Here is a 23674-nt window from a genome sequence, read left to right on the forward strand (position 1 = left end):
CCGTCACGGCGCGGCGGGCGCCTCCGGGGTGTCGGGCGCGAGCCCGTCCAGCGCGGCCGTGAGCCGCTCCCGCACCGCCGCCACCCGCTCCTCGCCGGGCGGGGGCCCGCCGAGCGACAGGGCCCGTGCGACATCGGTCAGGTCGTCCAGCGGCCCCAGCACGTGCGCCGGTGCCGTCGCCGCGCCCAGCAGCCGGTCGAGCGCCGCGTCCGCCGCGTCCCACTCGGCGCGGGCGCAGTGGACGACCAGCAGTTCGCCGAGGGCGCCGGGACCCGCCTCCCCCGCCGCCAGGGCGGCGCACCGCGCGGTGAGGTCACGGTCCGCGGCGTCCGCGGCGGGGTCACCGGCGTGGCGCAGGACGAGGACGAGCCCGAGCAGCGCCAGCGCGCTCCGGGGGTGGCGCTCGGCGTTCTCCCGGCAGGCCGCCGTGGCCTCGCCGTGCCTGCCGAGGGCGGCGAGCGCCACGCCGCGGTGGCCGAGGGTCCACGCCGGTGCGCCCCCGCCGTCCCCGCCGTCCCCGGCCAGGGCGGCGGCACGGTCGAACGCCTCGACGGCCGCCGCGTCCCGCCCCAGGCAGTGCAGCGCGTACCCCCGGCCGGCGTGGTGGCCGGCGGAGTCGGGGGCGAGCGCGACGGCGCGGTCCAGGTCGGCCAGCGCGGCGCCGAAGTCGCCCGTGAGGCGGTGGATCTCCGCGCGCTGCGCGAACGCCCAGGCGTAGCCGGGCCGCAGGGCGATGGCGCGGTCCAGGTCGGCCAGCGCCGCCGGGTAGCGGCCCAGTTCGGCGCCGAGCCGCCCGCGGTCGGCGTACGCCCACGCGTACTCGGGGTCGAGATCGACGGCGCGCGCGTAGTCGGCGTACGCCTCGGCCCAGTCGCCCAGGTACGTCCTGACGCGTGCGCGCTCGCCGAACGCCCAGGCGTACTCCGGCTCGTGCTCGATGGCGCGGTCCAGGTCGGCCAGGGCCGGCGCGTGGTCGCCCCGGCGGCTGTGCACCCGGCTGCGCTCGCCGAACGCCCAGCTGTAGTCCGGCTGTATCCCGATGGCCCGGTCAAGGTCGGCCAGGGCCCGCGCGTCGTCGCCGAGGGAGCGGTACGAGCGGCTGCGCTCCGCGTACGCCCACGCGTAGCCCGGGTCCAGCTCGACCGCCCTGGTGTGGTCGGCGATGGCCGCCGTGTAGTGGCCGAGGCAGCGGTGGGCCTGACCGCGTTCGGCGACGGCCCAGGCGTCGCGCGGGTCGAGCGCGACGGCGCGGTCCAGGTCGGCGAGCGCGTCCTCGAAGCGGTTGAGGTAGACCCGCAGGTGGCCGCGCCGGGCGAGGGTCTTGGCGTCGGTGCGGCCCAGGGCGATGGCCCGCTCGATGTCGGCGTGCGCCTCGCTGTGGTCGCCGAGCGCGAGCCGGGTGGCGCTGCACCCGAGCCAGGCGCGGACCAGTTCCGGGTCGAGCGCGAGCGCGGCCGTGAAGTCGGCGAGCGCGCGCCCGAGGTCGCGGGTGAAGCGGTACGCGTCGCCGCGCGCGGCGTGCACGAGCGCGCGGCCCGCGGCGTCCAGGCCGGGCGCGTCCAGCAGCAGGGTGAGGGCGCCTGTGGCGCCGTCGTCCCCGGCGGCGCGGGCGAGGCGGCGCGCCCAGCCGCCGATCACGGCCGCGTCCGTGTCGGCGGCGGCCCAGGCGAGCATGTCGACCCAGCGGTGCAGGACGGTCGTGCCCTGGTCGCAGGCGTGGGCGGTGTCCAGCAGCGCGCCGGGCAGGGCGCCGAGCGGGTCGGCGCACAGGCGGTGGTACGTCTCGTTGAGCCGGTGGCCGCGCCACTCGCGGTCGGCCCACCGCTCCCCGGGGTCCGGGAGGCGTTCCTCCAGCGCCTCGCGCCTGCGCCTGAACTCGTCGGCGAGCAGCGTCTGCCCGTGCCGCCACTGGGCGGGCGAACGGGTGCGCTGGAGCCGCAGCATGGGGGCGCGGACGACGTCGTGGTAGCGCAGCCGGCCCGCGCGGTCGCCGACGAACGGCAGCGCCCGCAGCCACGCGTACTCCTCGGGCCCGGCCTCGGGGACGAGGACGCGGTGCACGTCCTCGTCGAGCTGGCGGGAGAGCGCGCAGGCGAGGACGGCCGCGCGGCGCTCGGGGTCGCGTTCCCACTTGAGGAACCGTTCCACCGCCGTCTCGGACGGGTCGGGGACGGCCTCGGGCCCGGCCGGGCGGGTCTGGGCCAGCATGTCGAGGAGGACCGGCAGCCTGCCGGACAGGCGCAGGACGGTCTCGACGGTCCGCCGGTCGGTGACGCCCTTGGCGCTGAGGAGGACGCGGGCCTCCTCGTCGGTGAAGACGTCCAGGCGCGTGGCGGCGATCTGGTCGAGCCAGTCGCCCCAGCAGGCGGTGGAGAGGCGGCCCTGCCCCGACAGGACGACGAGGACGTTGAGCGGCACGTCGCCGTACCTGCCGCCGAGCAGCAGGTCGCGCAGCCAGGTGTCGAGGACGGGCCCGGTGCGTTCGTACGTATCGAAGAAGAGGACGACCCAGCGGTGCTGTGCGGCGACGTCGCCGAGGTCGTCGGCGAGCACGGGCGTGAGGACGTCCACCGGTGCCAGCACGAGCTGCACGTCCTCGTGGTCGCGCAGCCGTGAACTGAGCTGGGCGCGCAGCCTGTCGAGGCCCTGGGCGACCTGCTGCGGGTCGAGCGCGCCCGCGAGGACGCCGACGCCGGGGATGAGTCCGGCGGCGCCGAGGCCGATCTGCGCGGCGATGCCCGCCCCCGACGAGCCGTCGGGGGCGATGGGTGCCGCGGGCGAGGTCTCCGCCTCGTGGCGGCGCCGGCGGTAGGTGTCGAGGCGTTTTTCGAACGTCCTCAGCCGCCGTTCCTGCGCGGCGAGTTGGTGGGCGATGCTCTCCATGGCCTCCAGCGGGCCATGGACGTCGTCGCCGATGTAGGCGGTGACGGCGCCCTGTTCGCGGGCGAGCTTCTCCCACTGGCGGAGCAGGGTCGTCTTGCCGACGCCGGCGTGGCCGTGGACGTGGAAGAGGAACTGGTACGCGGGGTCGGTGACTTCGCGCGCCAAGTTGTCGCGGAAGACGGCGAGTTCGCCGCGCCGGCCCACGAACCCCGCCTCGCGCCGCTGCCGGATCAGGTCCTGCCGCGACAGGCGCCGCGCCGTCATCCCACCACCCCCGCGCGGGCCATTATGACGCAACGGCCTCCCGCACCGGAGCCCCGGACGACCTGTGGGTGGCGACCACGTCACCGAGCGCGTCGAGCCCGTGCTTCACGAGGGGGTGGCTGCGGCTGCCGCGCCGGACGCAGGTGAGGACGCGGCGGGACAGCGGCGGGTCGCCCGCGACGGGCACGCGGACGACGGCGGGCTCGGCCGGGGGCGTGACGAGGCGGGGGAAGAGGGTGACGCCGAAGCCGTGGCCGACGAGCGCGGCCATGGCCGGCCACTCCTGCACGTGGTGCGCGACGCGCGGGGTGAAGCCCGCCATGGCGCAGAAGACGGAGACGCGGCGGTGGTGGTCGCAGCTGTCGGGGTAGGGCAGCACCCAGTCGTCGTCGGCCGTCTCCTCCAGGCGGACGAGGGGGCGGCCCGCCAGGGGGTGCCCGGCCGGGACCAGCAGGTCGAGCGGCTCCTCCAGCAGGGATTCCTGGTCGAAGCGGGAGTCCCCCGGGTGCGGGAAGCCGTCGGGCGGGGCGAGGACGGCGATGTCCGCGTCCGTGGACATCAGCATGTCGAAGCCCTGGGGCGCCTCGCACTGGGCCACCTCGACGGTGAGGCCGGGGTGGCGGGCGCGCAGGAGCGCGGCGGCGGGGACGATCAGGCTCGTCAACGCGCTGGGGAAGCCGCACATCCGGAGCAGTCCCGCCTCGCCCTGGCGGTATGCCTCCAGGGCGGATTCGGCCTCCTCCCAGCGGGCCACCAGGGCGTCGCCGTGCTGGACGACGAGGTGGGCGGCGGCGGTGAGCCTGATGCCGCGGCCCTGCGGTTCGACGAGGGGCACCTTCAGTTCGCGGGCCATCTCGCGCAGGTGGTGGGAGACGGCGGAGGGCGTCAGGTGCAGCGCCGCCGCGGCGGCGGTGACGGTGCCATGCTGGTGGACGGCGCGGAGGACGTGCAGGCGGCGCAGATCAATCATGCAGTAATACTGCACGATGGGGCGGGAAAACATGCGATGGACGTGCACGGTCCGCCGTCCCAGACTGGCCGTATGTCCCTCATCGACCGTACTCCCAGGACCGACAGCACCCCCGAGACCGACACACGGACCGACACCGGCCGCGACCCCGGACGCACGGGGATCACGGAGATCTCCCGCCACATGACGGCCGAGGGCGTCACCCTCTGGCTGCGCTGCTCCTGCGGCCGGCTGCGCATGGTCTTCACGCCCGACTCCCCGCTGGACCGGCCCCTCTTCGCAGGGGGCCGCACCCCCGGCTGCCCCGACTGCGGCTGAGCACACCCGGCTCAGGCCGGTCCGGCGAGCAGCGCGGGCAGGTCCGCGAGGTCCGTGATCCGCCGGGCGGGCGCCCGCCCGGCCGGTACGCGGCCCAGGCCCGGCCGGTCGAGCCATATCCCCCGCAGGCCCGCCGCGTCCGCTCCCGCGGCGTCGGTGTCCGGGTGGTCACCGACGTACGCCACCTCGTGCGGCGCGAGGCGCAGCGCCGCGCAGACCGCGAGGAATGCCGCGGGCGCCGGTTTCGCGTGGCCGATCTCGTCCGAGCAGAGCAGCACCTCGAAGCGTTCCCGTACGCCGAGCGCCGTCAGTTTGCGGTGCTGGTTCGCCGCGCTGGAGTTGGACAGCAGCCCGTGCCGGTACGCGGGCGTCAGCGCGTCGAGCGCGGGCAGCACGTCGGGGAACAGCGCCCACGCCGCCTCGTGGTGGCGCAGATAGCCCCCGAACCACGCGTCCGCCGCCGCGTCGTCCAGCGCACGGCCCAGGAAGTGCCGCACGCGCTCACGCCGTTGCTCCGCGAACGTCAGCTCGCCCCGGGTGAAGCGGGCGTAGTGCGTCTCGGTCACTTCCTCCCAGCGGGCGAACGCGGCCTCGGGCGACGGGAATCCGGCCAGCAGCCCGAGCGCGCCGAGATGGGCGAGCGCGCCCGTACGCGCCGCGCCGGTGTGGTCGGAGACGGTGTCGTCGATGTCCCACACGACTGCCCGGATCGCCATGCCGGTGACCGTAGCATCGGCGCGTGCGCATCCTGACCTGGAACATGTGGTGGCGCTTCGGCCCGTGGGAGCGGCGGCGCGACGCCGTCCTCGCGTGGCTGCGCCGCGAACGGCCCGATGTCTGCGGCCTCCAGGAGGTGTGGGCCGCCGGTGACGGGAACCTGGCGCGGTGGCTGGCCGACGAACTCGGCATGCACTGGGCGTTCACGGCAGGCGAGGTGATGCCGCACTGGCGGGCCCGCGTCCGCTCCCCCGCGCTGGACACGGGGGTCGGGGTCGCCGTGCTCAGCCGCTGGCCGATCACGGGGACGGCCGTGACGCGGCTGCCGACGGACGGGGCGCCCGAGCGGCTGCGGCCCGCGCTGTTCGCGCGGATCGACGCGGGCCCGTACGAGGTGCCGTTCTTCACCACGCACCTGCACTCGTCGGACGACGGGTCGGCCGTGCGCCGCGCCCAACTGGACGCGCTGGGGCGGTTCGTGGCCGGGCGGCGCGGCGCGGGCCCGTTCCCGCCCGTCGTCACGGGGGACTTCAACGCGGAGCCGGACTCGCCCGAGGTGCGCGGCTTCGGCGCGCCGCACGGTCTCGTGGACGCGTGGACCCGCGCCGCGCCCGACAGCCACGGCGCGACCCGCCAGGCGCGCAACCCGTACCGGCCGGGCCCCGGCGCGCGGGACGCGCGGATCGACTACATCCACACCGGCGCCCCCGGCCCGGCGGGGCAGGGCCGCGTGACGGCGGTGCGGCGCACGGGGGACGGCCCGGTGGACGGCGTATGGCCCTCGGACCACGCGGCGGTGGTCGCCGACCTGGCCGGCTGACGACGCCCCGGCCCCGGTGTCCTGGCTCGGACACCAGCCGCGAAGCGGCGGGGGATCACGTGCTCACCGCCAGGGCGTCGGGTCAGGCCGACTGCCACAGGAAGGCGACCTGGTCGCGGTGTGCGGGGCACTGCACGATGTAGCCCGCGCCGTTGTCGCCCCACATGTGCGGTACGCCGCGCCTGGAGTCGATCTGCATGACCAGCTGCGTCATGCGGCCGTCCCCGCGGGGGCAGTTCGGGTACCCGGCGTCCTGGACCCAGTTCGGCCACCCGCCGAGCTTGTCGCCCTGGCGGTTGAGCCCGAACACGACAGCGCGTTCCTCCGGGAGCAGCTCCGGCTCGTCCGCCTCGCGGTACGGATAGTCCCTGACCGCACGCGCCCACCCGGCGATCGGCCGCTCCGGGAACCGTCGGACACCGTCGGGCGGCGTCGGCCGCGGCGCCTCGCCAGCCACCTCCACGATCCGGACCAGGTGGCCGCCCGAGAACGCCCGGAACGGGTTGCACGCGGTGCAGTGGAACAGTTGCAGCAATCCCGTGCCCAGGTTCCGCGCCTTCTCGGGCACGGCCGCGAGGTCGAGTTGCACGAAGAAGGTCAGGGGGGCGGCGCAGTCGGCGCAGAGGGGCCATGGTTCCTCCGCGCCCAGCCAGGGCAGGCCGCCGAACCGCGACGCGCCCGGTTCCCCGTTCCCGTCCGCGGCACCGAGGAGCGGGCTCCACGTGAGGCGGGCGACATGGGCGAGCTTGGCCTTGGCCGCCTGCGTGATCTCCCGGGGCGTCCGCGCGGTCCCCCCGGCGGTGCCCAGCAGCCGCACGACCTCGGTACGGTCCCGCTCCCGAGCCGCCGCGAGCGCGTCGCGGCCGTCCAGGTCACGTGCTTGGCTGTCGGCCCCGGCGTCGAGAAGATCGCGCACCACCTGAGCATGCCCGCGGTCGGCAGCCAGGACGATCGGTGGGGTGCGGTAGACGTTGCCGGGGGCGTCCGGGTCGACTCCGGCGGCGATCAGATGCGGCACGACCTGCGGCGCGTTGAGGGCGATCGCCTGGCCCAGCGCCATCGCGAGATCATCAGGCCCGACCTCGCCATGGCCCAGGATCTCCACCGCGATGTCGAACTGCCGCTCCTGCACGGCGACGATCAGCGCGCGGCCCTGCGTGGCCGGCTCCTGCGTCGGCAGCAGTTCCCGCACTCGGGGGAGGAAGCCCCGCCGTGTCGCCTGGACCAGGTCGGCCTCTTCAGGCGCGAAGACCGTGGCCCCCCGTGCGGACAGCAGCTCCGCCATCGCGGTGCTGCCCGTCTCCATGGCGATGTCGAGCGGGCGACGCAGGGCGTCGGTCAGTACGTTCGGGTCGGCGCCTCCGTCGAGCAGGGCCGCGACCACGGCGTGCGCGTCGGCGCGGACGGCGCCGACCAGCGGGCGGCAGCAGCCGTCCGGGCTGTCCGGGTGGGCGTCCGCGCGCGCGTCCGGGTCAGCGCCGGCTTCCAGGAGCAGCCGCACGGTATCCGCATCCCCCGCTGTCGCCGCGTTCCACAGCGGGAACACCCACCGCTCCGATATCGGCCGAGCCCCGGCGGCCAGGAGCGTACGCACGAACGCCGCACTCCCCCGACGCCTGGCCGCCACCGACAACGCGACATCGAGATCCCATTGCGGCGGCTCGTGCCGCAGGACGAAGTCGAGCACATCCAGACGATGGCCGTCTGCCGCGGACCGCACCGCATCCTCGACTTCGTTCGGCTTCTCCCGCAGAATCGTTGCCAGTTCACCGCTGTCGAAAAGCTCCGCCGTTCGCATGCCGACACCGTAGCGGCCAGCACTGACACCGCCCCCGTCGGCCGCACACCACCGCGCGCGCAGTGCCTGGTCGCCGAGGGCACCGGGCAGCGGTTCCGGACCCGGCGGGCTGTGCTCGGCCTCGAAGGCCGGCTGTACCTGCCGCCTGCGTTCCCTTGACACCTACGGCGTCGTTCGCGCCGCGCTTGTGCCATGCGGCTCACCGCCTGCCGCTCCCTGTCCGGACGGTGGCCACACCCCCTGTGCGGCTGTTACGCGCGCCCCCGGACGGCGAAGCGCCTCCGCGCCCGCACCCGCCCCCGGCGGCCGGTGGATCGTCGTGACCCGCCGTCGCGTCACCGCGCCCCGGCCGGGGAATCCGGATGACCGCGCGGGCACGCCCCGCTACCGTTCGCCATGTGAGCTTCCCTATACGGCAATTGACGGCGGAGGACACCGAGGACGTCGCGCGGCTGCGCATCTCGGGCTGGCGGTACGCGTACCGGGGCGTCGTTCCGGACGCCTACCTGGCGGCGATGGACCCCGCCGTCATGGCCGCGCGGCTGCGCGCCGCGCTCCCCTTCCCCGCAGGACGGGCCGACCTGGTCGCCGACGCGGGCGCGGACGGGATCGCCGGCTGGGCCGCCCTCGGCCCCTACCGGCCCGACGACGGCGCCGACCCGCCGGACGCCGCCCCCGCGGGCGAGCTGTACGCCCTCTACGTGCGGCCCGACGCCATCGGCACGGGCGTCGGCCGCGGCCTGATGGCCGCCTCGCTCGACCTGCTGCGCGCCTTCGGCCACCGGCACGTCCGGCTGTGGGTGGTCCGCGAGAACGCCCGCGCCCGCCGCTTCTACGAACGGGCCGGATTCACCGCCGAGCCGACCACGCGGACCGGGGACGTCGGCGGACAGCCCCTGACGGAAGTCCGCTTCGCCCGCACCTGACCGGCCCCCGGGTCATCCCCGCCGCGCGCCCGCCGACGGCCTGGAACACCCGCGCACCCGTCCTGGCCATGGAGTACGTTCACCCCATGGCTCTTCCCGTGAAGTCCACCCGCCAGCAGAGCACGCCCCAGCGCCTCAAGGTGCGGCGGCGGCTCGCCGCTGCCGCAATGGAACTCTTCGCGACGAAGGGCTACGAGGCGACCACCGTCGACGAGATCGCCGCCACCGCCGGGGTCGCGCGCCGCACCTTCTTCCGGCACTTCCGCTCCAAGGAAGAGGCCATCTTCCCCGACCACGACGACACCCTCGTCCGCGCCGAGGCCGTCCTGGGCGCCGCGCCCGCGCACGAGAACCCGATCGACACCGTGTGCCGCGGCATCAAGGAGGTCATGAGGATGTACGCGGCCTCCCCCGCCGTCTCCGTCCAGCGCTACCGGCTGACCCGCGAGGTCCCGGCGCTGCGCGAGCGGGAGATCGCGTCCGTCGCGCGGTACGAGCGGCTGTTCACGCGTTACCTGCTCGGCCAGTTCGACGAGAACTCGCACAACGGCGACGAGCCGCTGCTCGCCGAGGTGGCCGCGGCCGCCGTCGTCACGGCGCACAACCACGTGCTGCGCCGCTGGCTGCGCCGCGACGGCGAGGGGGACGTCGAGGCCGAGCTGGACCACGCGTTCGCCATCGTGCGCCGGACGTTCGCCTCGCTGCCGGTGATCGCGGCGGCCGCAGGGCAGCCGGCCGCCGCGGTGTCGGCGCACGGCGAGGTCCTCGTCACCGTCGCCAGGACCGACGCGCCGCTGAGCGAGGTCATGCGGACGATCGAACGGGCGCTCGCCGGTCCCGGGCGCGGCACCGCGCGCCCCTGAGCCGGGGCGCGCGCGGGGCGCGGGACGCGCCGGGCGGGCGGCGCGCCGTAGGGTCGGCGGGTCAGCCGCCGTCCGCAGTCCCGCACCGGAGGTCAGCACGTGACCGCGTCGAACCCGCACCGCCCGCAGCGCCCCCAGCGTCCGCGCCGCTCCTGCCTGGCCGTGCCGGGCAGCAGCGACCGGTTCCTCGCGAAGGCGCGGACGCTCCCGGCCGACCTGGTGTTCCTCGACCTGGAGGACGCCTGTGCGCCACTCGCCAAGGAGGACGCGCGGCACCGGATCGTGGCGGCGCTGAACGAGGGCGGCTGGGGCGGCAGGACGCGCGTCGTGCGGGTCAACGACTGGACGACCGAGTGGACCTACCGCGATGTGATCACCGTCGTGGAGGGCGCCGGGGCGGAACTCGACTGCCTGATGCTGCCGAAGGTCGCGGACGCCCAGCAGATCAGGGCCCTCGACCTGCTGCTGACCCAGGTCGAACGGGCGGCGGGCCTGGAGGTGGGGCGCATCGGCATCGAGGCGCAGATCGAGAGCGCCGAGGGCCTGGTGAACGTGGACACGATCGCGGGTGCCTCGCCGCGCCTGGAGACCATCGTCTTCGGCCCGGCGGACCTCATGGCGTCGATCAACATGAAGTCGCTCACGGTGGGCAAGCAGCCGCCCGGCTACCCGGCGGACGCGTACCACTACATCCTGATGCGCATCCTGCTGGCCGCCCGCGCGCACGGGCTCCAGGCCATCGACGGGCCGTACCTCCAGATCCGCGACCCGGAGGGCTTCCTGGAGGTCGCGGGGCGGTCGGCGGCGCTCGGCTTCGACGGCAAGTGGGTGCTGCACCCGGACCAGATCGAGGCGGCCAACGCGGTGTTCTCCCCGTCGCAGGAGGACTACGACCACGCCGAACTGATCCTGGACGCCTACGCGTACGCCACGTCGCGGGAGGGCGGGGCGCGGGGCGCGGCGATGCTGGGCGACGAGATGATCGACGAGGCGAGCCGCAAGATGGCGCTGGTGATCGCGGGCAAGGGCCGCGCCGCCGGGCTGCGGCGCACGTCGGCCTTCACCCCGCCCGCCGGCTGACGCACCGCGGAGGGCGTTCCGGGACGTGCGATCCAGCGATCGAGTCCCGGCCGGAGAAATGTCGCGTAAAACTTCCGCCTGATGTCTTTGCCGGACAATGGAGGACACGTGGACGCGTCGTGCGAATACCCTCACCCGGCAAACCCGGACGGGTGTTCCGGAACGGACACCGCCGAACGGCTGCCTCTTTGACCGTGAATGCGGCGGCGGCGCCCCGGCGCCCCGCCGCGCCGCGGAGATGACGGGTTTGCAAGGTGAAATCCCGGACACCCGTGAGGAGATGGACAAGGGCCGCGAACGGCGGCCGCCCCGTGCCGCGCGGCTGTGATTGTCGTCATTGCCGACCGCGCCACCTGGGACATCCGGCCGCGACCGGCGCACTGGCTTGCCGAGTTGCCGCCCGAAACCTATAGCATCGAACCAGCCGCGCCGCTTCGGAAAGGCGTGGTTTCCCCGCTACGAAGGTCTCCCATGCCTTACCGCTCTTCTCCCCGACCAGGCCGCAGAGTGCGACTGGCACGCGGTGCGTCCCCCTGGCTGCTGCCGACGGTGACCGCCGCAGGCGTCAGCCTGGTGAAGGCCCGCCGGTCCGGCCGCTGGGCCGCCGCCGCGGTGCCCGTCACCGCGCTGGCCGCCGGAATGCTGTGGTTCTTCCGCGACCCCGAACGGGAGATCGGCGAGGGCCGGATCATCTGCCCGGCGGACGGCGTGGTGCAGAGCATCATGCCGTGGCCGGACGGCAGGACCCGGGTGGCGATCTTCATGAGCCCGCTGAACGTGCACGTGAACCGGGCCCCGGTCGCCGGGACCGTCGCCTCGGTCGAGCACATCCCCGGCGGGTACGTCCCGGCCTTCGACAAGGAGAGCGAGAACAACGAGCGCGTGGTCTGGCGTTTCGACAGCGAGCTGGGCGACCTGGAGATGATCCAGATCGCGGGCGCGGTCGCGCGGCGGATCGTGCCGTACGTGCCGCAGGGCTGCAAGGTCGAGCAGGGGGACCGCGTGGGTCTCATCCGTTTCGGATCGCGCGTGGACGTCTACCTGCCCGAGGGGATCGAGCCCGCCGTCGAGGTGGGCCAGCACACCACCGCGGGAGTGACACGTCTTGACCGTGACTGACCGGAACGCGCCGGCAGCCTGGGTCGCCGTCGAGGACGACGGGGACGCCGACGACGCGGCGGACGCGATGCCGCTGTCCATGCGGCTGTCGATAGCGGACACCCTGACCCTCTCGAACGCCACCTGCGGCTTCCTCGCGGTCTACTTCACGACCACGGGCGTGCTGATCCCGCACCTGACGAACAGCGGGGACGCGGGCATCGTGCGGAACAACGCGGCGACCGCCGTGCTGCTGATGCTGCTGGCCTCGGTCTTCGACCTGTGCGACGGCCTGGTGGCGCGGAAGCTGCGCGCCTCGCCGATGGGCGCCGAGCTGGACAACCTGTCGGACCTGATCAGCTTCGGCCTCGCCCCGGCCTACTTCGTGCTGGTGTGGGGGATGGTCGTCGGGGATGTCCACGAGCCGCTGTCGGCGCTCGCCGCGACGGTGGTGATGCTCGCCGTCGTGCTGCGGCTGGCCAGGTTCAGCTGTGTGACGATGCCGGACGGCGTGTTCCAGGGCATGCCGAGCCCCTTCGGCGCGCTGACGGTCGTCTCGATCGTCCTGCTCGAACTGCCCTTCATGCCGACGCTGCTCGCGATCGTCGGCGTGGCCTGGCTGATGGTGAGCCGCGTCGAGTACCCGAAGCCGCGCGGCCCGCTCGCCGCGGCCATGCTGGCGTGGATCGTGCTGAGCATGGCGCTGCTCACGGCCTGGGCGTTCGACGCGCCGGGCGGCCTGCTGATGCTCCAGACCGGCTGCTCGCTCCAGCTGGTCCTCGGCGCCGTGATCCCGCTGTTCGCGATGGCGCGCCGCGTGTACGCGTTCCGGGACAACCGCCGCGAGGCGCGCGCGGGCATCGAGCCCTGACGGCCGGGCGTTCCAGGCGGCTGTCAGTCGCCCGTAGCACAATGGCGGGCATGCAGCTCACCAAGAAGGGCCACGCCTGCGTCAGGCTCACCGGGGACGACGGGCGGACGCTCGTGATCGACCCCGGCGGCTTCAGCGAACCCGACGCGGCCGTGGGCGCCGACGCCGTCCTCGTCACGCACGAACATCCCGACCACTTCGACGAGGGCCGCCTGCGGGCCGCTCTGGAGGCCTCGCCCGGGGCGGAGATCTGGACGCTGCGCAGCGTCGCCGGCCAGATCTCCGCCGCGTTCCCCGGCCGGGTGCACACGGTGGGCGAGGGCGACACGTTCGAGGCCGCCGGGTTCGCCGTGGAGGTCCACGGCCAGCTGCACGCGGTGATCCACCCCGACATGCCGCGCGTCACGAACGCCGGCTACCTCGTGGACGGCACGCTGTTCCACCCCGGCGACGCGCTGACCGTCCCCGAGCGCGACGTGACGACGCTGCTGCTGCCCGTGCACGCGCCGTGGAACAAGGTCTCCGAAGTCGTCGACTACCTGCGGGCCGTCCGCCCGGAGCGCGCCTACGCGGTGCACGACAGCCTGCTCAGCGACACCGGCCTCGGCCTGTTCACCAGGCTGCTGGGGCCGGAGGGGATCGGCGTCGGACCCGCCGCGTACGAGCGGCTGGCCCCCGGCACGTCCGTCACCGTCTGAGACCACCGCCCGCGCCCGCCCGTCCCGCCCGCCGCCCGGAAGTAGTGCCATGCGTATCGCCACCTGGAACGTCAACTCGATCACCGTCCGCCTGGAGCGCCTGCTCGCCTGGCTGGAGCGCAGCGGCACCGACGTGCTGTGCCTCCAGGAGCTGAAGTGCGACGACGCGGCCTTCCCGGCGGCGCGGCTGCGCGAGGCGGGGTACGAGGCGGCCGTCCACGCCGACGGGCGGTGGAACGGCGTGGCCGTCCTCTCCCGCGCCGGCCTCACGGACGTCACCCGCGGCCTGCCCTGCTGCCCCGAGTACGACGGGGTCTCCGAGCGCCGCGCCGTCGCCGCCACGTGCGGCGGCGTCCGCGTGTGGTCCGTCTACGTGCCGAACGGCCGCGAGGTCGGGCACCCGCACTACGCGTACAAGCTGGAGTGGCTGGGCGCGCTGCGCGAGACGGTCGCGGCGGACGCGGCGGGGGACCGCCCGTTCGCGGTGCTGGGCGACTTCAACGTCGCGCCGGAGGACGCCGACGTGTGGGACATCGCGGTGTTCGAGGGCGCCACGCATGTCACGGCCCCCGAACGGGAGGCGCTGGCCGCCCTGCGCGCCACCGGGCTGACCGACGTGGTGCCCCGGCCGCTGAAGTACGACCGCCCGTTCACCTACTGGGACTACCGCCAGCTCGGCTTCCCGAAGAACCGCGGCATGCGTATCGATCTCGTCTATGGGAACCAGCCGTTCAGCTCATCCGTCAAAGATGCGTACGTGGATCGTGAGGAACGCAAGGGGAAGGGAGCGTCCGACCACGCGCCCGTGGTGATCGATCTGGACCTGTGAACAAGTGGTGACGCGTGCCTGTGGTGCGGGTGACGGAAGGAGTGGGACCCTGGAAGGCATGAACATCCCTTTCCTGGACAACTGGCGCAAGCAGTCCACCACCACCGTGAGTGACGCCTGGCCGGACCCCGAAGGGGTGGCCGAGTTGCTGTCCGAGTGCGACCTGCTGCGTGACCGGGCGCTGCGCGAGGGCGTGGTGCTGGGTGACACGCCGGTGTCCCTGGAGGCGCTCGACCAGTTGCTGCCGCGCTGGCGCGACGACCCGGAGGAACTGCCGTGGCTCGCCAACGACGCGGGGCTCTACCTCGGCACGGTGCTGGTGCGTACCGTGCCGGGCTCCCGGTGGGTGCCGGGACCGGGCGGCAGACCGATCGTGGTGATGGCGTCCGGCCGCGAGGTGGACGTCGTCGCGGCGGGCGAGGACTGGGCCGACACCGGCTCGCCCGAACTGTCCCAGGTGTACGCGGAGGTGGCGGGCGACTGAGCCGGCGCCCGCCCCCCGTTCCCGCTCCCTCCGCCGCCGGTCAGCGGCCGAAGGAGATCTCGTACTCCAGGCGCCAGCGGTCGCCGAGCAGCACGGTGTCGGACGTCTCGACCGGCCGCCCGTCCGCGTCGTAGTGGGTGCGCTCCACGGACGTGACGCACTGCCCCGGGGTGCAGCCGAGCGCCTCGGCCTCCGGGGTGGTGGCGGGCCGTGAGCCGATCCGCTCGCGTGCCTCGACGACGCGGATGCCGATCGCGGCGAACCGGCCGCGCACGCCCCGGCGCGCGTAGGGGCCGCGCTCGGGGAAGACCACGTCGGTGCCCTCGGTGAGGGCCAGCGGCTCCCAGCTCGTGGCCAGTTGCAGCGGCCGCCGGTCGGCCAGGTACTCGTAGGCGGTGCGCATGACGCGCTCCCCCGCCGGTATGCGCAGCCGCTCGGCGATCGGGGCCGGGGCGACGGCGGTGGCGGAGACCGCCTCCCAGGCGAGCTGCGGCTCGTCCGCGGGACCGTGCGCGGGCACGGTGACCCGGGCGGCGAGCGGCGAGTCTACGGTGTCGGTGGAGCGCAGCAGCGCCCCGATGGGCACCCGGTCGCTGACGAAGACGCCCCGCCCGAACTGCCCGCTCACATAACCGGCCGACTTCAGCACCCGCACCGCGCGGTCCACCGTCTGGTCGCTGGCGCCGTACGTCCGCTTCAGCTGGGCCCGCGACGGTATCCGGGCCCCGACCGCCAGCCGTCCCTCGTCGATCCGCTGCCGCAGGTCGTCCGCGATGCGCTGGTACACAGGCCGGCTCTCGCCCATCCCCTGGTCTCCCTTCCGCGGGCGGCGTGTGTGCGCCCCGCGTCCCCGGAAGCCAGGTTACGTCACCCCGCGTCAGTTTTCCTTACTGGTGGTGAGCTTCGGCCGGGCACTGGTGGCACTGCGTGTGACGTCGGCGACGACCTCGACGACATCCGGGCCGTACGCCTGGGAGTTGACGACGCGCAGCAGCAGGCAGAACGTGCCGCCCGAGCCGTGCTTGCGCGCAAGCCGCACATGGTGCCTGGCGAGGTAACGCATCGCCGCCTGGCCGGTGATGGACCGCTGCCCGCAGGCGAGGAAGACGGGCCTGCCCTCCTCACCGGCCGTGAGCCGGGCGAGCAGGACGTGCTCGACCGAGCCGTTCTCCAGCCGGTACCGCTCGGTGCCTATCGTGAACGCGCCGCGGTCCGGGCCCGGTTCGCTGTCGGTGTTCACGAGGACGCCGGGCAGCAGGCTGCGCAGGTGGGCGCTCATGCGGCGGTTGTTCGTGGGGCCGCCGATGCAGAACTCCGTGCGCTCGCCGAAGCCCTGGCGCGCGCTCTCGCCGGAGACCACCTCGGCCTTGGCGCCGCAGTTCTTGACGACGGCGGCGAGTTCGAGGAGGGCGAAGACGTCGTTGCGCCCCACCGCGCCGTCCGTGCCGGTGTCCCTGCTCACGACGAGCAGGCACTCGGAGTTGTCGGGGAGCCCGAAGAACCGCTGCTGTCTGCGCCGCGAGCGTTCCGCCAGCCAGCCCCGCAGGGCCCAGCCCGCGACGAGCGCGGCCAGCGCGGCGGCGGCGACGGCGATCAGGAGGGTGCGCGCGTCCTCGTCCATGGGCGGGGACTCTACCGGCGCGCGCCCCGGCGGACGAGCCCTCGGTTCCGCCTCGCGCCGGGAGCGTGCGCCGGGCGGACACGGCGGCGACGCTCCGGCGATGCCCTTGCCACAGTGCGTGACGACTTCTAGCGTCGGGGCGGGACGCGCCGAGCGGTGCGCGCGGTGCGCGCGGCAGACAGGAGCGGTGGATGGCGGACGTGGTGAGGGCCGCGCTGGTGCAGGCGGCGTGGACGGGCGACACGGAGTCGATGCTCGTGAAGCACGAGGAGTACGCGCGGGAGGCCGCCGGGCAGGGCGCGCGCGTGATCGGCTTCCAGGAGGTGTTCAACGCGCCGTACTTCTGCCAGGTGCAGGAGGCGGAGCACTACCGCTGGGCGGAGCCGGTGCCGGACGGGCCGACGGTGCGGCGCATGCGGGACCTGGCGCGCGAGACGGGCATGGTGGTCGTCGCGCCCGTCTTCGAGGTGGAGGCGCCGGGCCACTACTACAACACGGCGGCGGTCGTGGACGCGGACGGCTCGTACCTCGGCAGGTACCGCAAGCACCACATCCCGCAGCTGCCGGGGTTCTGGGAGAAGTACTACTTCCGGCCGGGGAACGCGGGCTGGCCCGTCTTCGACACGGCGGCGGGCCGCATCGGCGTGTACATCTGCTACGACCGGCACTTCCCGGAGGGCTGGCGGGCACTCGGGCTGGCCGGGGCGCAGCTGGTGTACAACCCGTCGGCCACGTCGCGCGGCCTGTCGTCGCACCTGTGGCGCCTCGAACAGCCCGCCGCCGCCGTGGCGAACCAGTACTTCGTCGCGGCGATCAACCGCGTCGGCGTCGAGCCGTACGGGGACGACGACTTCTACGGCACCAGTTACTTCGTGGACCCGCGCGGGCAGGTGGTGGGCGGGGTGGCCGACGACCGCGAGGAGGAACTCGTCGTGCGCGACCTGGACTTCGGGCTGATCGACACGGTGCGGCGGGAGTGGGCGTTCTACCGCGACCGCAGGCCGGACGCGTACGGGGAGCTGGTGCGGCCGTGACGGGCGACGACGGACTCCTGACGCGGCACCGGGCGGTCATGCCGTCCTGGCTGGCGCTCTACTACGAGCGGCCGGTGGAGATCACGCGCGGCGAGGGCCGGTACGTGTGGGACGCCGAGGGGCGCCGCTACCTCGACTTCTTCGGCGGCATCCTCACCACCATGACCGAGCACGCGCTGCCCGCCGTCGCGGAGGCGGTGGCGGCGCAGGCGGGGCGCGTGCTGCACACCTCGACGCTCTACCTGAACCGGCCGATGATCGAGCTGGCGGAGCGGATCGCGGAGCTGTCCGGCATCCCGGACGCCCGGGTCTTCTTCACCTCCTCGGGCACGGAGGCGAACGACACGGCGCTGCTGCTGGCGACGTCCTTCCGCCGGTCCAACCAGATCCTGGCGATGCGCAACAGCTACCATGGCCGGTCGTTCTCCAGCGTCGCGATCACGGGCAACACGAGCTGGTCCCCGACGACGCTCTCGCCGCTCCAGACGCTGTACGTGCACGGCTCGGTGCGCACGCGCGGGCCGTTCGCGGGGCTGTCGGACGCCGACTTCACGGCTGCCTGCGTCGCCGACCTGCGGGACGTGCTGGACCAGGCGGGCGGGCAGGTGGCCGCGCTGATCGCCGAGCCGGTGCAGGGCGTGGGCGGCTTCACGTCGGGTCCCGACGGGCTGTTCGCCGCGTTCCGCGAGGTGCTGGCGGAGCGCGGCATCCTGTGGATCAGCGACGAGGTGCAGACCGGCTGGGGCCGCACGGGCGACCACTTCTGGGGCTGGCAGGCGCACGCGGCGGGCGGCCCGCCCGACCTGCTGACGTTCGCCAAGGGCCTGGGCAACGGCATGTCGATCGGCGGCGTCGTGGGCCGCGCCGAGGTGCTGGACTGCCTGGCGGCCAACTCGATCTCGACCTTCGGCGGCAGCCCCGTGACGATGGTCGCCGGGCTGGCCAACCTGCGGCACCTGCTGGAACACGACCTGCCGGGGAACGCGCGGCGCGTCGGCGGCCCGCTGATCGAGCGGCTGCGGGCGTTCGGCTCGGACGTGGACTTCGTACGCGAGGTGCGCGGGCGCGGTCTGATGATCGGGATCGAGCTGGTGGCGCCCGGCACCGACCGGCCGTGGCCCGAGGCGGCGTCGCTGGTGCTGGAGGCGGCGCGGGAGGAGGGGCTGCTGATCGGGAAGGGCGGCGGCCCCGGCGGCGGCGTGCTGCGGATCGCGCCCCCGCTGTCCCTGACGGAGGAGGAGGCGGCGGAGGGCGCGGCCATGCTGGAGAAGGCGCTGCTGCGGGCGCGTTCCGCCCTCGGCGCCAGCTGAGCCGGGGCCGCGCTCCGGTACGGTGGCGGGAACCGGAGAGGCGGCTGGCGGCGGACGGAGGCGGTGGCAGGGATGACGGACGACGGCCGGGACGGGGAGCGCGGCGGGCGGCGTGACGCGCCGGGCGCGCTCACGTCCGACCAGGCGGTCCGGGCGATGCTGCTACAGATGCCCCGGGTGATCGGGCGGCTGAAGCGGACGCCGCTGCCCGAGCGGCTGCGGTCGTTCCACCTCGCGCCGCGGCACCTGTCGCTGCTGGCGTACCTGCTGTTCGACGGCCCGCTGCGGGTGGGCGAGCTGGCGGAGCGGCTCGACGTCGCGCCGACGACGGTCAGCCTCATGGTGGGCGACCTGAGCCGCCAGGGGGTGCTCGACCGCCGCCCCGACCCGGCCGACCGGCGGCGGACCATCGTGTCGATCACCGAGGACGCGCTGACGCGCGGCGCGATCGAGCGGTGGCTGGCCAACGGGGCGGTCGCGTGGCGCAAGGCGTTCGAGCCGCTGACGCCCGCCGAACGTGCCCTGTTCGTCCGGACGATGCTGGCGTACGAGCGGGAGTCGCTCGCCGAGGACGCCGCCGAAGGGAACGCCGCCGGCGGCGGGGCGCCGACCGGCTGACGCCCCGCCGCCGTGCGGTCAGTCCTCCGCGAGCAGCGCCGTCATCTCGCCGATCTCGGCGGTCCTGGTCCTGACGACGGCCCTGGCCAGTTCGCGGGCGGGGCGGTGGACGCCGTCGGCCAGTTCGGCGCCGGCGAGGTCCACGGCGTCCCGGTGGCGGTCGATCATCCCGGTGAGGAACGCCCGGTCGGACAGCGCCCCGTCGCCGCCGCCGTCGCCCGCGGCGGGCACCTCCTCGTCCCAGTCGTCCAGCCAGCCGGTCATCCTCGCCACATCGGGCCCCTGCGAGGCGGCGATCCGCTCCGCGAGCGCGCGCACGGCGGCCGACTCCGCGCGCGGGGCGGCGGCCTCGGCGAGCGCCACGGCCTCCCGGTGCCCGGCCACCATCGCCTGGACGAAGGCGACGTCGGCGGCGTTGTGCTCCGTGCTCCCCGGGTCGGCCGGGCCCGGCACGCCCCGCGGCGCGGCGTCGGCGGTGTCCCGGTCAGCGCCTGAGCAGGCCGTGACGGCGAGGAGGGCGAGGAGGGTGGCCAGGACGGCCGTCAGGACACGGCGGAGCGGGGCGGCCCTGCGGGCCTGGGGGCGGTGTGCGGTCATGGAGGTGCGGCTCCTGGTGCGGCGCGTGCGGGGCGGGCTGCGGGCTGCGTACGGGGAGGAAGGGTTCCGCCGGTATGCGCCGACGTCGCGTGACGGCCATGCGGCTCATCCTAAGTTCCGCCCGGTCCGCGCCCGCGCGTCGCCGGAGCCGGGCGCGTTACGCCGCCGCGTCCCGGAGGAAGGCGGCGAACGTCCGCGCCTCGCGGCCGGTCAGGTCCCGCACGGCGGTGGTGACCTCGCGCTGCGCCCCGGCCGCCATCTCGGCCCACAGCTCGACCAGGTCGGCGACGAAGGCGGCGGGCAGGCCCTGCGCGGTCAGCTCGGCGGCCCGTTCCGCCGCCGGGACGTCGCGGTAGGCGACCGGGCGGCCGAGCGCGGCGGTGAGCAGCGCGGCGATCTCCCCGTGGGTGAGGGCCTCGGGGCCGCTGACGGTGTACGCCTCGCCCGCGCCCTTCCCGCCGGTGAGGAGCGCGGCGGCGCAGGCGGCGACGTCGGCGGCGTCCACGTACGCGACCCGCCCGTCGCCGTAGGGGCCGACGATGTCCCCGGTGACGGTGGTGCCGCCCTGGCCGGTGAAGAAGTTCTGCATGAAGCCGGTCGGCCGCAGGAGGGACCACTCCATGTCCGACGCGGTCAGATGGGCCTCGATCTCCGCGTGGGCGCCCAGGGACAGCTTGGCGCCTGGCCGCGCGCCGAGGGCGGAGATCTTCACGACGCGGGTGATCCCGGCGGCCGACGCCGCGTCGAGTGCGTCCTTCTGCTGCCGGACCATCGGCTGGGGGCCGGTGGTGGGTATGGCGCCCGCGCTGTTGAGCAGGAGGCGGTCGGCTCCCGCGAAGGCGGCGGCCAGCGTCTCGGGCCGGTCGAAGTCGCCCACGGCGTACGGGCAGCCGAGGGCGGCTCCGGCGCGTTCGTCCCTGACCATCGCGCGGACGTCGGCGCCCGCGTCGGTGAGCTGCCGCACGAGGTGCCTGCCGATGGAACCGGTGGCACCGGTGACCACGATCGTCATGTCTCTCCCTGTCGTTCCTGTCCCGGCCGCGGGGCCGCCCACCGAAAACGAGGACCCCTCGGCTTGTCCGGCAGTTATACCCCGAGGGCCCCTCGACTTACCAGCCGGGCGAACCGGTACAGTGCCCCTGTGACCCCATCCGCCAGTCCGCCGCGCCGCATGCGCGCCGACGCGCGGCGCAACCGCGAGCGGCTGCTCGCCGAGGCGCGGGAGGTGTTCGAGGAGCAGGGTGCCCAGGCGTCGCTGGAACTCGTCGCGCGCCGCGCGGGCGTCGCCATCGGCACGCTCTACGGGCACTTCCCGACCCGCGGCGCGCTGCTCGAAGCGCTGCTGCGCGACCGGCAGGAGGCGGTGCACGAACTGGGCGACACGCTGGCGGCCGACCCCGAGCCGGGCGCGGCCCTGGCCCGGTGGATGCGCGCGGTCACGGCCCACGGCGCCGTCTACAGCGGGCTCGCGGGCCAGTACCTCGGCAGCCTGGAGGACACGGCCTCGGAACTGCACGCCGCCTGCACGCGGATGAGCGCGGCCGGCGAGCTGCTGGTGGCACGCGCCAGGTCGGCGGGGGCGGTGCGGCAGGACGTGACCGCGCAGGACGTCTTCGCGCTGATCAGCGCGGCGGCCTGGCTGCGCGACCAACTCCCGGCCGAACAGGCGGACCGGCAGCTGAACTTCATGATCGACGGGCTGGGCGTCGCGGCCGGCCCGTGACCGCCGTGCGGAACGTGCCGAGGGCCGTTTCGAGGTCACCGCGCGCCGCGTCGTCCTCCGGCAGAGACGACGCATACACATCGGCGAACTCCTCGGCCGCCCGCAGCACTTCCGCGAGTGTGGCACCCGCGTCCGACTCGTCGAGCACCGCACGGCCCCGGGAGACCCGGAGCAGGCCCGCGCGCGTCAGGCGGAAGTCCAGGCGGAACGACGAGTCCCCCCCACCAACTCCCAAGCACCGCCTCTCCCGCCACCGCGGCGGACACCCGCCGCGAACCGCCGCAGCCCGTCGAACAGGCCAGCGACAGCGACATGGATCAACATCCCCTGGTCCGGCACGTGCCCCCGTGAGCAGACCGCCCCGCCCGATCCGCTCACCACGATATCCCCGAGGCCGAACGCCTGAACGCGGGCTCCCCTTGCCCCGGGCGGACCGCGAACGCGACACGGAAAGCCACAGAACGCTCCTGCGGGTGAGAGAGGCATCCAGTGGAATGGACGAGGCCCACTGGGTCAAGCCTGCGCACGGCGCCCACCAGGTACAGAACGCCCTCGCGGCAGCCGCGGTGCCCTGGCCCTGGGAGCCGGGGTGAGGAGACGACCGCAGTACTCTCCCACGCCACCCTCGTGGCGTCCTGCCGCATTGAGATCACAGACCGGCCCGACGGAGCCACCGTGATCAACGACGCGTTCAACGCCAACCCCGATTCCGTACGCGCCGCCCTCGACGCCCTCACCGCCTTGTCCGGCGGTCGGCGCACCCTCGCGGTTTTGGGAGAGATGAACGAACTCGGCCCCGGCGCCGCCGTCGAGCACCGCAGGGTCGGCGCGCTCGCCGCCCCCGGAATCCGGGTGCTGGTCACGGTCGGCACCATCGCCATCTAGATTGTCAAGCACTTTTGCTGGCAATGGTTGAGGCAAGTTAGGCATGTTGTCTGGGGCCGGTGCTGTATGCGGTGTCGGCGAGGCGGTGGATGTGCCAGTAGAGCTTGATGCGGCGTTCGGTGTGGGGGCTGCTGGGCTGGTGGGCCAGGGCGAGGAGGGGGTCGGGGAGGTGGAGGCGGACGGCGAGCCGGGCGAGGTCGGAGAGGGGGTCGCCGTAGGCGGCGAGTTCCCAGTCGAGCAGCAGGTGGGTGCCGTCGGGTTGTTGGATGAGGTGTCCGGGCTGGAGGTCGTGGTGCAGGAGCCGGGGTTCTACTGTCTCCAGCAGGGCGGTGTCCACGGCCTGGTGCAGACGGGCGGCGGCTTGGGCGAGGCGGGGTGCGGCGGCGGTGTAGGCGCCCAGGCGGTCGTGGAGGTAGGCGGGCCAGGTGGGGTGGTGCCGGGCGCCGGCGAGGCGCCCGGCGTGGGGGCCGGGGATGCGGTGGATGGCGGCGAGGGGGCGGGCGAGGAGCCTGGGCAGTTCGCTGGCCGGGACCGGCTCGGCCTGGATGGCTTGCTGCGCGGTCCACGCGGGGGTGGTGGTGGGGTCGGCGGCCAGCAGTCGGGGGGCGGGGGCTTGGTGGTGGGCGAGGAGGGTGAGGGCGGCGGCTTCGTTGGCGGCCCGGCCGGGGTCCGTGTAGTGCTTCAGGATGTAGGGGGCGGGGCCGCCGGTGTGCCAGACGCGGTTGGCCTGGCCGGTGGTGATCTCTCGGGCCCCCGGCGGAGGTTGGCCGTCGATTGCGGTCACCGGATTCAGGCGATGTCGCCGAGGTAGCGGGCTTCGGGGGTGGCGGTGGCCAGGGCGGCGATGGGCTCGCGCAGGGCGTGGGGCAGGAGGTTGAGGGCGGGGACTTTCTCCTGCGGGACCCATTCCAGTCCGGTCTGGAGGTCGTCGTGGGCGTGGCCGCCGAGTTGTCCGGGGTCGCTGGTGGGGGTGCAGGCGAAGATGGCTTCGACGCGGTGGTCGGCGGGGTCGCCGTCGTGGTGGGCGCCGATGTATTCGCGCAGCCACAGCATCTGTTCGACGCGCACCGCAAGTCCGGTTTCCTCGTGGACTTCGCGGACGACTGTGGCGGCGAAGGATTCGCCGGGTTGCTGGCCGCCGCCGGGCAGGAAGTAGCATTCCTGGCCGTCCCAGGTGGCGCGTTGGAGCAGGATACGGCCGTCGTGGAGGACGACGGCTTTCGCGGCGGTACGGATCACCGGGGCGGGGGCGTCGGTCATGGGACTC

26 protein-coding genes are annotated in these 23674 nt (G+C 74.4%); 16 read left to right on the plus strand and 10 right to left on the minus strand.

Annotation, left to right across the window (positions count from 1 at the left end; genetic code table 11):
* Positions 1 to 3: 3 nt before the first annotated feature.
* Both ACL02R_RS01280 and ACL02R_RS01285 read right to left on the minus strand, forming a co-directional pair.
* Positions 4 to 3147 carry a tetratricopeptide repeat protein gene (locus ACL02R_RS01280; RefSeq protein WP_412794918.1) on the minus strand — a complete coding sequence of 1048 codons (3144 nt, stop codon included), beginning with the start codon at positions 3145 to 3147 and terminating at the stop codon, positions 4 to 6.
* Positions 3148 to 3169: 22 nt separating this feature from the next.
* Positions 3170 to 4117, minus strand: a complete 948-nt coding sequence (locus tag ACL02R_RS01285; protein ID WP_412794919.1) for a LysR family transcriptional regulator — start codon at positions 4115 to 4117, stop codon at positions 3170 to 3172.
* Between the two features lie 72 nt (positions 4118 to 4189).
* On the opposite strand from ACL02R_RS01285, the gene ACL02R_RS01290 reads away from it, so the two are divergent.
* Complete coding sequence (locus tag ACL02R_RS01290) at positions 4190 to 4435, plus strand: hypothetical protein (RefSeq protein WP_412794920.1); 246 nt, start codon at positions 4190 to 4192, stop codon at positions 4433 to 4435.
* A gap of 11 nt (positions 4436 to 4446) precedes the next feature.
* Here ACL02R_RS01290 and ACL02R_RS01295 read toward each other — a convergent pair whose 3' ends face one another.
* A complete protein-coding gene (locus ACL02R_RS01295; protein WP_412794921.1) occupies positions 4447 to 5151 on the minus strand; it encodes an HAD family hydrolase in 705 nt (234 codons plus the stop codon).
* 23 nt (positions 5152 to 5174) lie between these two features.
* Between ACL02R_RS01295 and ACL02R_RS01300 the strand changes: the two genes are divergently transcribed.
* On the plus strand, positions 5175 to 5972 hold the full coding sequence (locus ACL02R_RS01300) for an endonuclease/exonuclease/phosphatase family protein (RefSeq protein ID WP_412794922.1): 798 nt from the start codon (positions 5175 to 5177) through the stop codon (positions 5970 to 5972).
* A gap of 82 nt (positions 5973 to 6054) precedes the next feature.
* Here the strand turns inward: ACL02R_RS01300 and ACL02R_RS01305 are convergent, their stop codons facing one another.
* Positions 6055 to 7692 (minus strand): ankyrin repeat domain-containing protein, encoded by a 1638-nt coding sequence (locus ACL02R_RS01305; protein ID WP_412795160.1) that lies wholly within the window; start codon positions 7690 to 7692, stop codon positions 6055 to 6057.
* Here ACL02R_RS01305 and ACL02R_RS01310 point away from each other — a divergent pair.
* The 9 genes from ACL02R_RS01310 to ACL02R_RS01350 all read left to right on the plus strand — a co-directional run bounded on the left by ACL02R_RS01310 (position 7636) and on the right by ACL02R_RS01350 (position 14619).
* Entirely contained in the window at positions 7636 to 7929 is a 294-nt protein-coding gene (locus ACL02R_RS01310) for a hypothetical protein (RefSeq protein WP_412795169.1), read from the plus strand. The two genes, ACL02R_RS01305 and ACL02R_RS01310, sit on opposite strands and share 57 nt — an antisense overlap.
* A 239-nt stretch (positions 7930 to 8168) precedes the next feature.
* The gene (locus ACL02R_RS01315) at positions 8169 to 8696 is read left to right on the plus strand and encodes an N-acetyltransferase family protein (RefSeq protein ID WP_412794923.1); all 528 of its coding nucleotides are present in this window, start codon (positions 8169 to 8171) and stop codon (positions 8694 to 8696) included.
* Positions 8697 to 8764: 68 nt separating this feature from the next.
* On the plus strand, positions 8765 to 9559 hold the full coding sequence (locus ACL02R_RS01320; protein WP_412794924.1) for a TetR family transcriptional regulator: 795 nt from the start codon (positions 8765 to 8767) through the stop codon (positions 9557 to 9559).
* A gap of 99 nt (positions 9560 to 9658) precedes the next feature.
* Positions 9659 to 10639, plus strand: coding sequence for an HpcH/HpaI aldolase/citrate lyase family protein (locus ACL02R_RS01325; protein ID WP_412794925.1), 981 nt, complete (start codon positions 9659 to 9661; stop codon positions 10637 to 10639).
* 471 nt (positions 10640 to 11110) lie between these two features.
* Positions 11111 to 11758 (plus strand): phosphatidylserine decarboxylase, encoded by a 648-nt coding sequence (locus tag ACL02R_RS01330; protein ID WP_412794926.1) that lies wholly within the window; start codon positions 11111 to 11113, stop codon positions 11756 to 11758.
* Positions 11745 to 12608, plus strand: coding sequence for a CDP-alcohol phosphatidyltransferase family protein (locus ACL02R_RS01335; protein WP_412794927.1), 864 nt, complete (start codon positions 11745 to 11747; stop codon positions 12606 to 12608). The genes ACL02R_RS01330 and ACL02R_RS01335 overlap by 14 nt, the downstream gene beginning before the upstream one ends.
* A gap of 50 nt (positions 12609 to 12658) precedes the next feature.
* Entirely contained in the window at positions 12659 to 13306 is a 648-nt protein-coding gene (locus tag ACL02R_RS01340) for an MBL fold metallo-hydrolase (RefSeq protein ID WP_412794928.1), read from the plus strand.
* A gap of 49 nt (positions 13307 to 13355) precedes the next feature.
* Entirely contained in the window at positions 13356 to 14135 is a 780-nt protein-coding gene (locus ACL02R_RS01345) for an exodeoxyribonuclease III (RefSeq protein ID WP_412794929.1), read from the plus strand.
* A 58-nt stretch (positions 14136 to 14193) separates the two neighbouring features.
* Entirely contained in the window at positions 14194 to 14619 is a 426-nt protein-coding gene (locus ACL02R_RS01350) for a DUF6278 family protein (RefSeq protein WP_362966492.1), read from the plus strand.
* A 40-nt stretch (positions 14620 to 14659) separates the two neighbouring features.
* Here the strand turns inward: ACL02R_RS01350 and ACL02R_RS01355 are convergent, their stop codons facing one another.
* Positions 14660 to 15424: a GntR family transcriptional regulator gene (locus ACL02R_RS01355; RefSeq protein WP_412794930.1), complete on the minus strand. Its 765-nt coding sequence runs from the start codon at positions 15422 to 15424 to the stop codon at positions 14660 to 14662.
* A 72-nt stretch (positions 15425 to 15496) separates the two neighbouring features.
* Complete coding sequence (locus ACL02R_RS01360; protein ID WP_362966496.1) at positions 15497 to 16240, minus strand: hypothetical protein; 744 nt, start codon at positions 16238 to 16240, stop codon at positions 15497 to 15499.
* A gap of 191 nt (positions 16241 to 16431) precedes the next feature.
* Here ACL02R_RS01360 and ACL02R_RS01365 point away from each other — a divergent pair, with 191 nt between their 5' ends.
* The 3 genes from ACL02R_RS01365 to ACL02R_RS01375 all read left to right on the plus strand — a co-directional run bounded on the left by ACL02R_RS01365 (position 16432) and on the right by ACL02R_RS01375 (position 19202).
* Positions 16432 to 17274 carry a nitrilase-related carbon-nitrogen hydrolase gene (locus tag ACL02R_RS01365; protein ID WP_362966498.1) on the plus strand — a complete coding sequence of 281 codons (843 nt, stop codon included), beginning with the start codon at positions 16432 to 16434 and terminating at the stop codon, positions 17272 to 17274.
* Positions 17275 to 17312: 38 nt separating this feature from the next.
* The gene (locus ACL02R_RS01370) at positions 17313 to 18584 is read left to right on the plus strand and encodes an aspartate aminotransferase family protein (protein ID WP_412795161.1); all 1272 of its coding nucleotides are present in this window, start codon (positions 17313 to 17315) and stop codon (positions 18582 to 18584) included.
* Between the two features lie 156 nt (positions 18585 to 18740).
* A complete protein-coding gene (locus ACL02R_RS01375; protein WP_412795162.1) occupies positions 18741 to 19202 on the plus strand; it encodes a MarR family transcriptional regulator in 462 nt (153 codons plus the stop codon).
* Between the two features lie 18 nt (positions 19203 to 19220).
* Here ACL02R_RS01375 and ACL02R_RS01380 read toward each other — a convergent pair whose 3' ends face one another.
* Entirely contained in the window at positions 19221 to 19799 is a 579-nt protein-coding gene (locus ACL02R_RS01380) for a DUF305 domain-containing protein (protein ID WP_412794931.1), read from the minus strand.
* A 157-nt stretch (positions 19800 to 19956) separates the two neighbouring features.
* Positions 19957 to 20811, minus strand: a complete 855-nt coding sequence (locus tag ACL02R_RS01385; RefSeq protein ID WP_412794932.1) for an NAD(P)H-binding protein — start codon at positions 20809 to 20811, stop codon at positions 19957 to 19959.
* Positions 20812 to 20940: 129 nt separating this feature from the next.
* Between ACL02R_RS01385 and ACL02R_RS01390 the strand changes: the two genes are divergently transcribed.
* Together ACL02R_RS01390 and ACL02R_RS01395 are read left to right on the plus strand one after the other, a co-directional pair.
* On the plus strand, positions 20941 to 21522 hold the full coding sequence (locus ACL02R_RS01390) for a TetR/AcrR family transcriptional regulator (protein WP_412794933.1): 582 nt from the start codon (positions 20941 to 20943) through the stop codon (positions 21520 to 21522).
* A gap of 675 nt (positions 21523 to 22197) precedes the next feature.
* Entirely contained in the window at positions 22198 to 22407 is a 210-nt protein-coding gene (locus ACL02R_RS01395) for a glutamate ligase domain-containing protein (RefSeq protein WP_412794934.1), read from the plus strand.
* A 37-nt stretch (positions 22408 to 22444) separates the two neighbouring features.
* Here ACL02R_RS01395 and ACL02R_RS01400 read toward each other — a convergent pair whose 3' ends face one another.
* Both ACL02R_RS01400 and ACL02R_RS01405 read right to left on the minus strand, forming a co-directional pair.
* Entirely contained in the window at positions 22445 to 23191 is a 747-nt protein-coding gene (locus ACL02R_RS01400; protein ID WP_412794935.1) for a phosphotransferase family protein, read from the minus strand.
* 5 nt (positions 23192 to 23196) lie between these two features.
* Entirely contained in the window at positions 23197 to 23667 is a 471-nt protein-coding gene (locus ACL02R_RS01405; RefSeq protein ID WP_412794936.1) for an NUDIX domain-containing protein, read from the minus strand.
* Positions 23668 to 23674 lie beyond the last annotated feature (7 nt).

The organism is Streptomyces sp. MS19 (genome assembly GCF_047200595.1).
Lineage (GTDB): Bacteria > Actinomycetota > Actinomycetes > Streptomycetales > Streptomycetaceae > Streptomyces.

Coding starts and splice junctions, on each gene's coding strand:
- ACL02R_RS01280 (WP_412794918.1), bottom strand. CDS start 3,147: ATGACGGCGCGGCGCCTGTCGCGGCAGGACCTGATCCGGCAGCGGCGC.
- ACL02R_RS01285 (WP_412794919.1), bottom strand. CDS start 4,117: ATGATTGATCTGCGCCGCCTGCACGTCCTCCGCGCCGTCCACCAGCAT.
- ACL02R_RS01290 (WP_412794920.1), top strand. CDS start 4,190: ATGTCCCTCATCGACCGTACTCCCAGGACCGACAGCACCCCCGAGACC.
- ACL02R_RS01295 (WP_412794921.1), bottom strand. CDS start 5,151: ATGGCGATCCGGGCAGTCGTGTGGGACATCGACGACACCGTCTCCGAC.
- ACL02R_RS01320 (WP_412794924.1), top strand. CDS start 8,765: ATGGAGTACGTTCACCCCATGGCTCTTCCCGTGAAGTCCACCCGCCAG.
- ACL02R_RS01330 (WP_412794926.1), top strand. CDS start 11,111: ATGCCTTACCGCTCTTCTCCCCGACCAGGCCGCAGAGTGCGACTGGCA.
- ACL02R_RS01340 (WP_412794928.1), top strand. CDS start 12,659: ATGCAGCTCACCAAGAAGGGCCACGCCTGCGTCAGGCTCACCGGGGAC.
- ACL02R_RS01345 (WP_412794929.1), top strand. CDS start 13,356: ATGCGTATCGCCACCTGGAACGTCAACTCGATCACCGTCCGCCTGGAG.
- ACL02R_RS01350 (WP_362966492.1), top strand. CDS start 14,194: ATGAACATCCCTTTCCTGGACAACTGGCGCAAGCAGTCCACCACCACC.
- ACL02R_RS01355 (WP_412794930.1), bottom strand. CDS start 15,424: ATGGGCGAGAGCCGGCCTGTGTACCAGCGCATCGCGGACGACCTGCGG.
- ACL02R_RS01360 (WP_362966496.1), bottom strand. CDS start 16,240: ATGGACGAGGACGCGCGCACCCTCCTGATCGCCGTCGCCGCCGCCGCG.
- ACL02R_RS01365 (WP_362966498.1), top strand. CDS start 16,432: ATGGCGGACGTGGTGAGGGCCGCGCTGGTGCAGGCGGCGTGGACGGGC.
- ACL02R_RS01370 (WP_412795161.1), top strand. CDS start 17,313: ATGCCGTCCTGGCTGGCGCTCTACTACGAGCGGCCGGTGGAGATCACG.
- ACL02R_RS01375 (WP_412795162.1), top strand. CDS start 18,741: ATGCTGCTACAGATGCCCCGGGTGATCGGGCGGCTGAAGCGGACGCCG.
- ACL02R_RS01380 (WP_412794931.1), bottom strand. CDS start 19,799: ATGACCGCACACCGCCCCCAGGCCCGCAGGGCCGCCCCGCTCCGCCGT.
- ACL02R_RS01385 (WP_412794932.1), bottom strand. CDS start 20,811: ATGACGATCGTGGTCACCGGTGCCACCGGTTCCATCGGCAGGCACCTC.
- ACL02R_RS01405 (WP_412794936.1), bottom strand. CDS start 23,667: ATGACCGACGCCCCCGCCCCGGTGATCCGTACCGCCGCGAAAGCCGTC.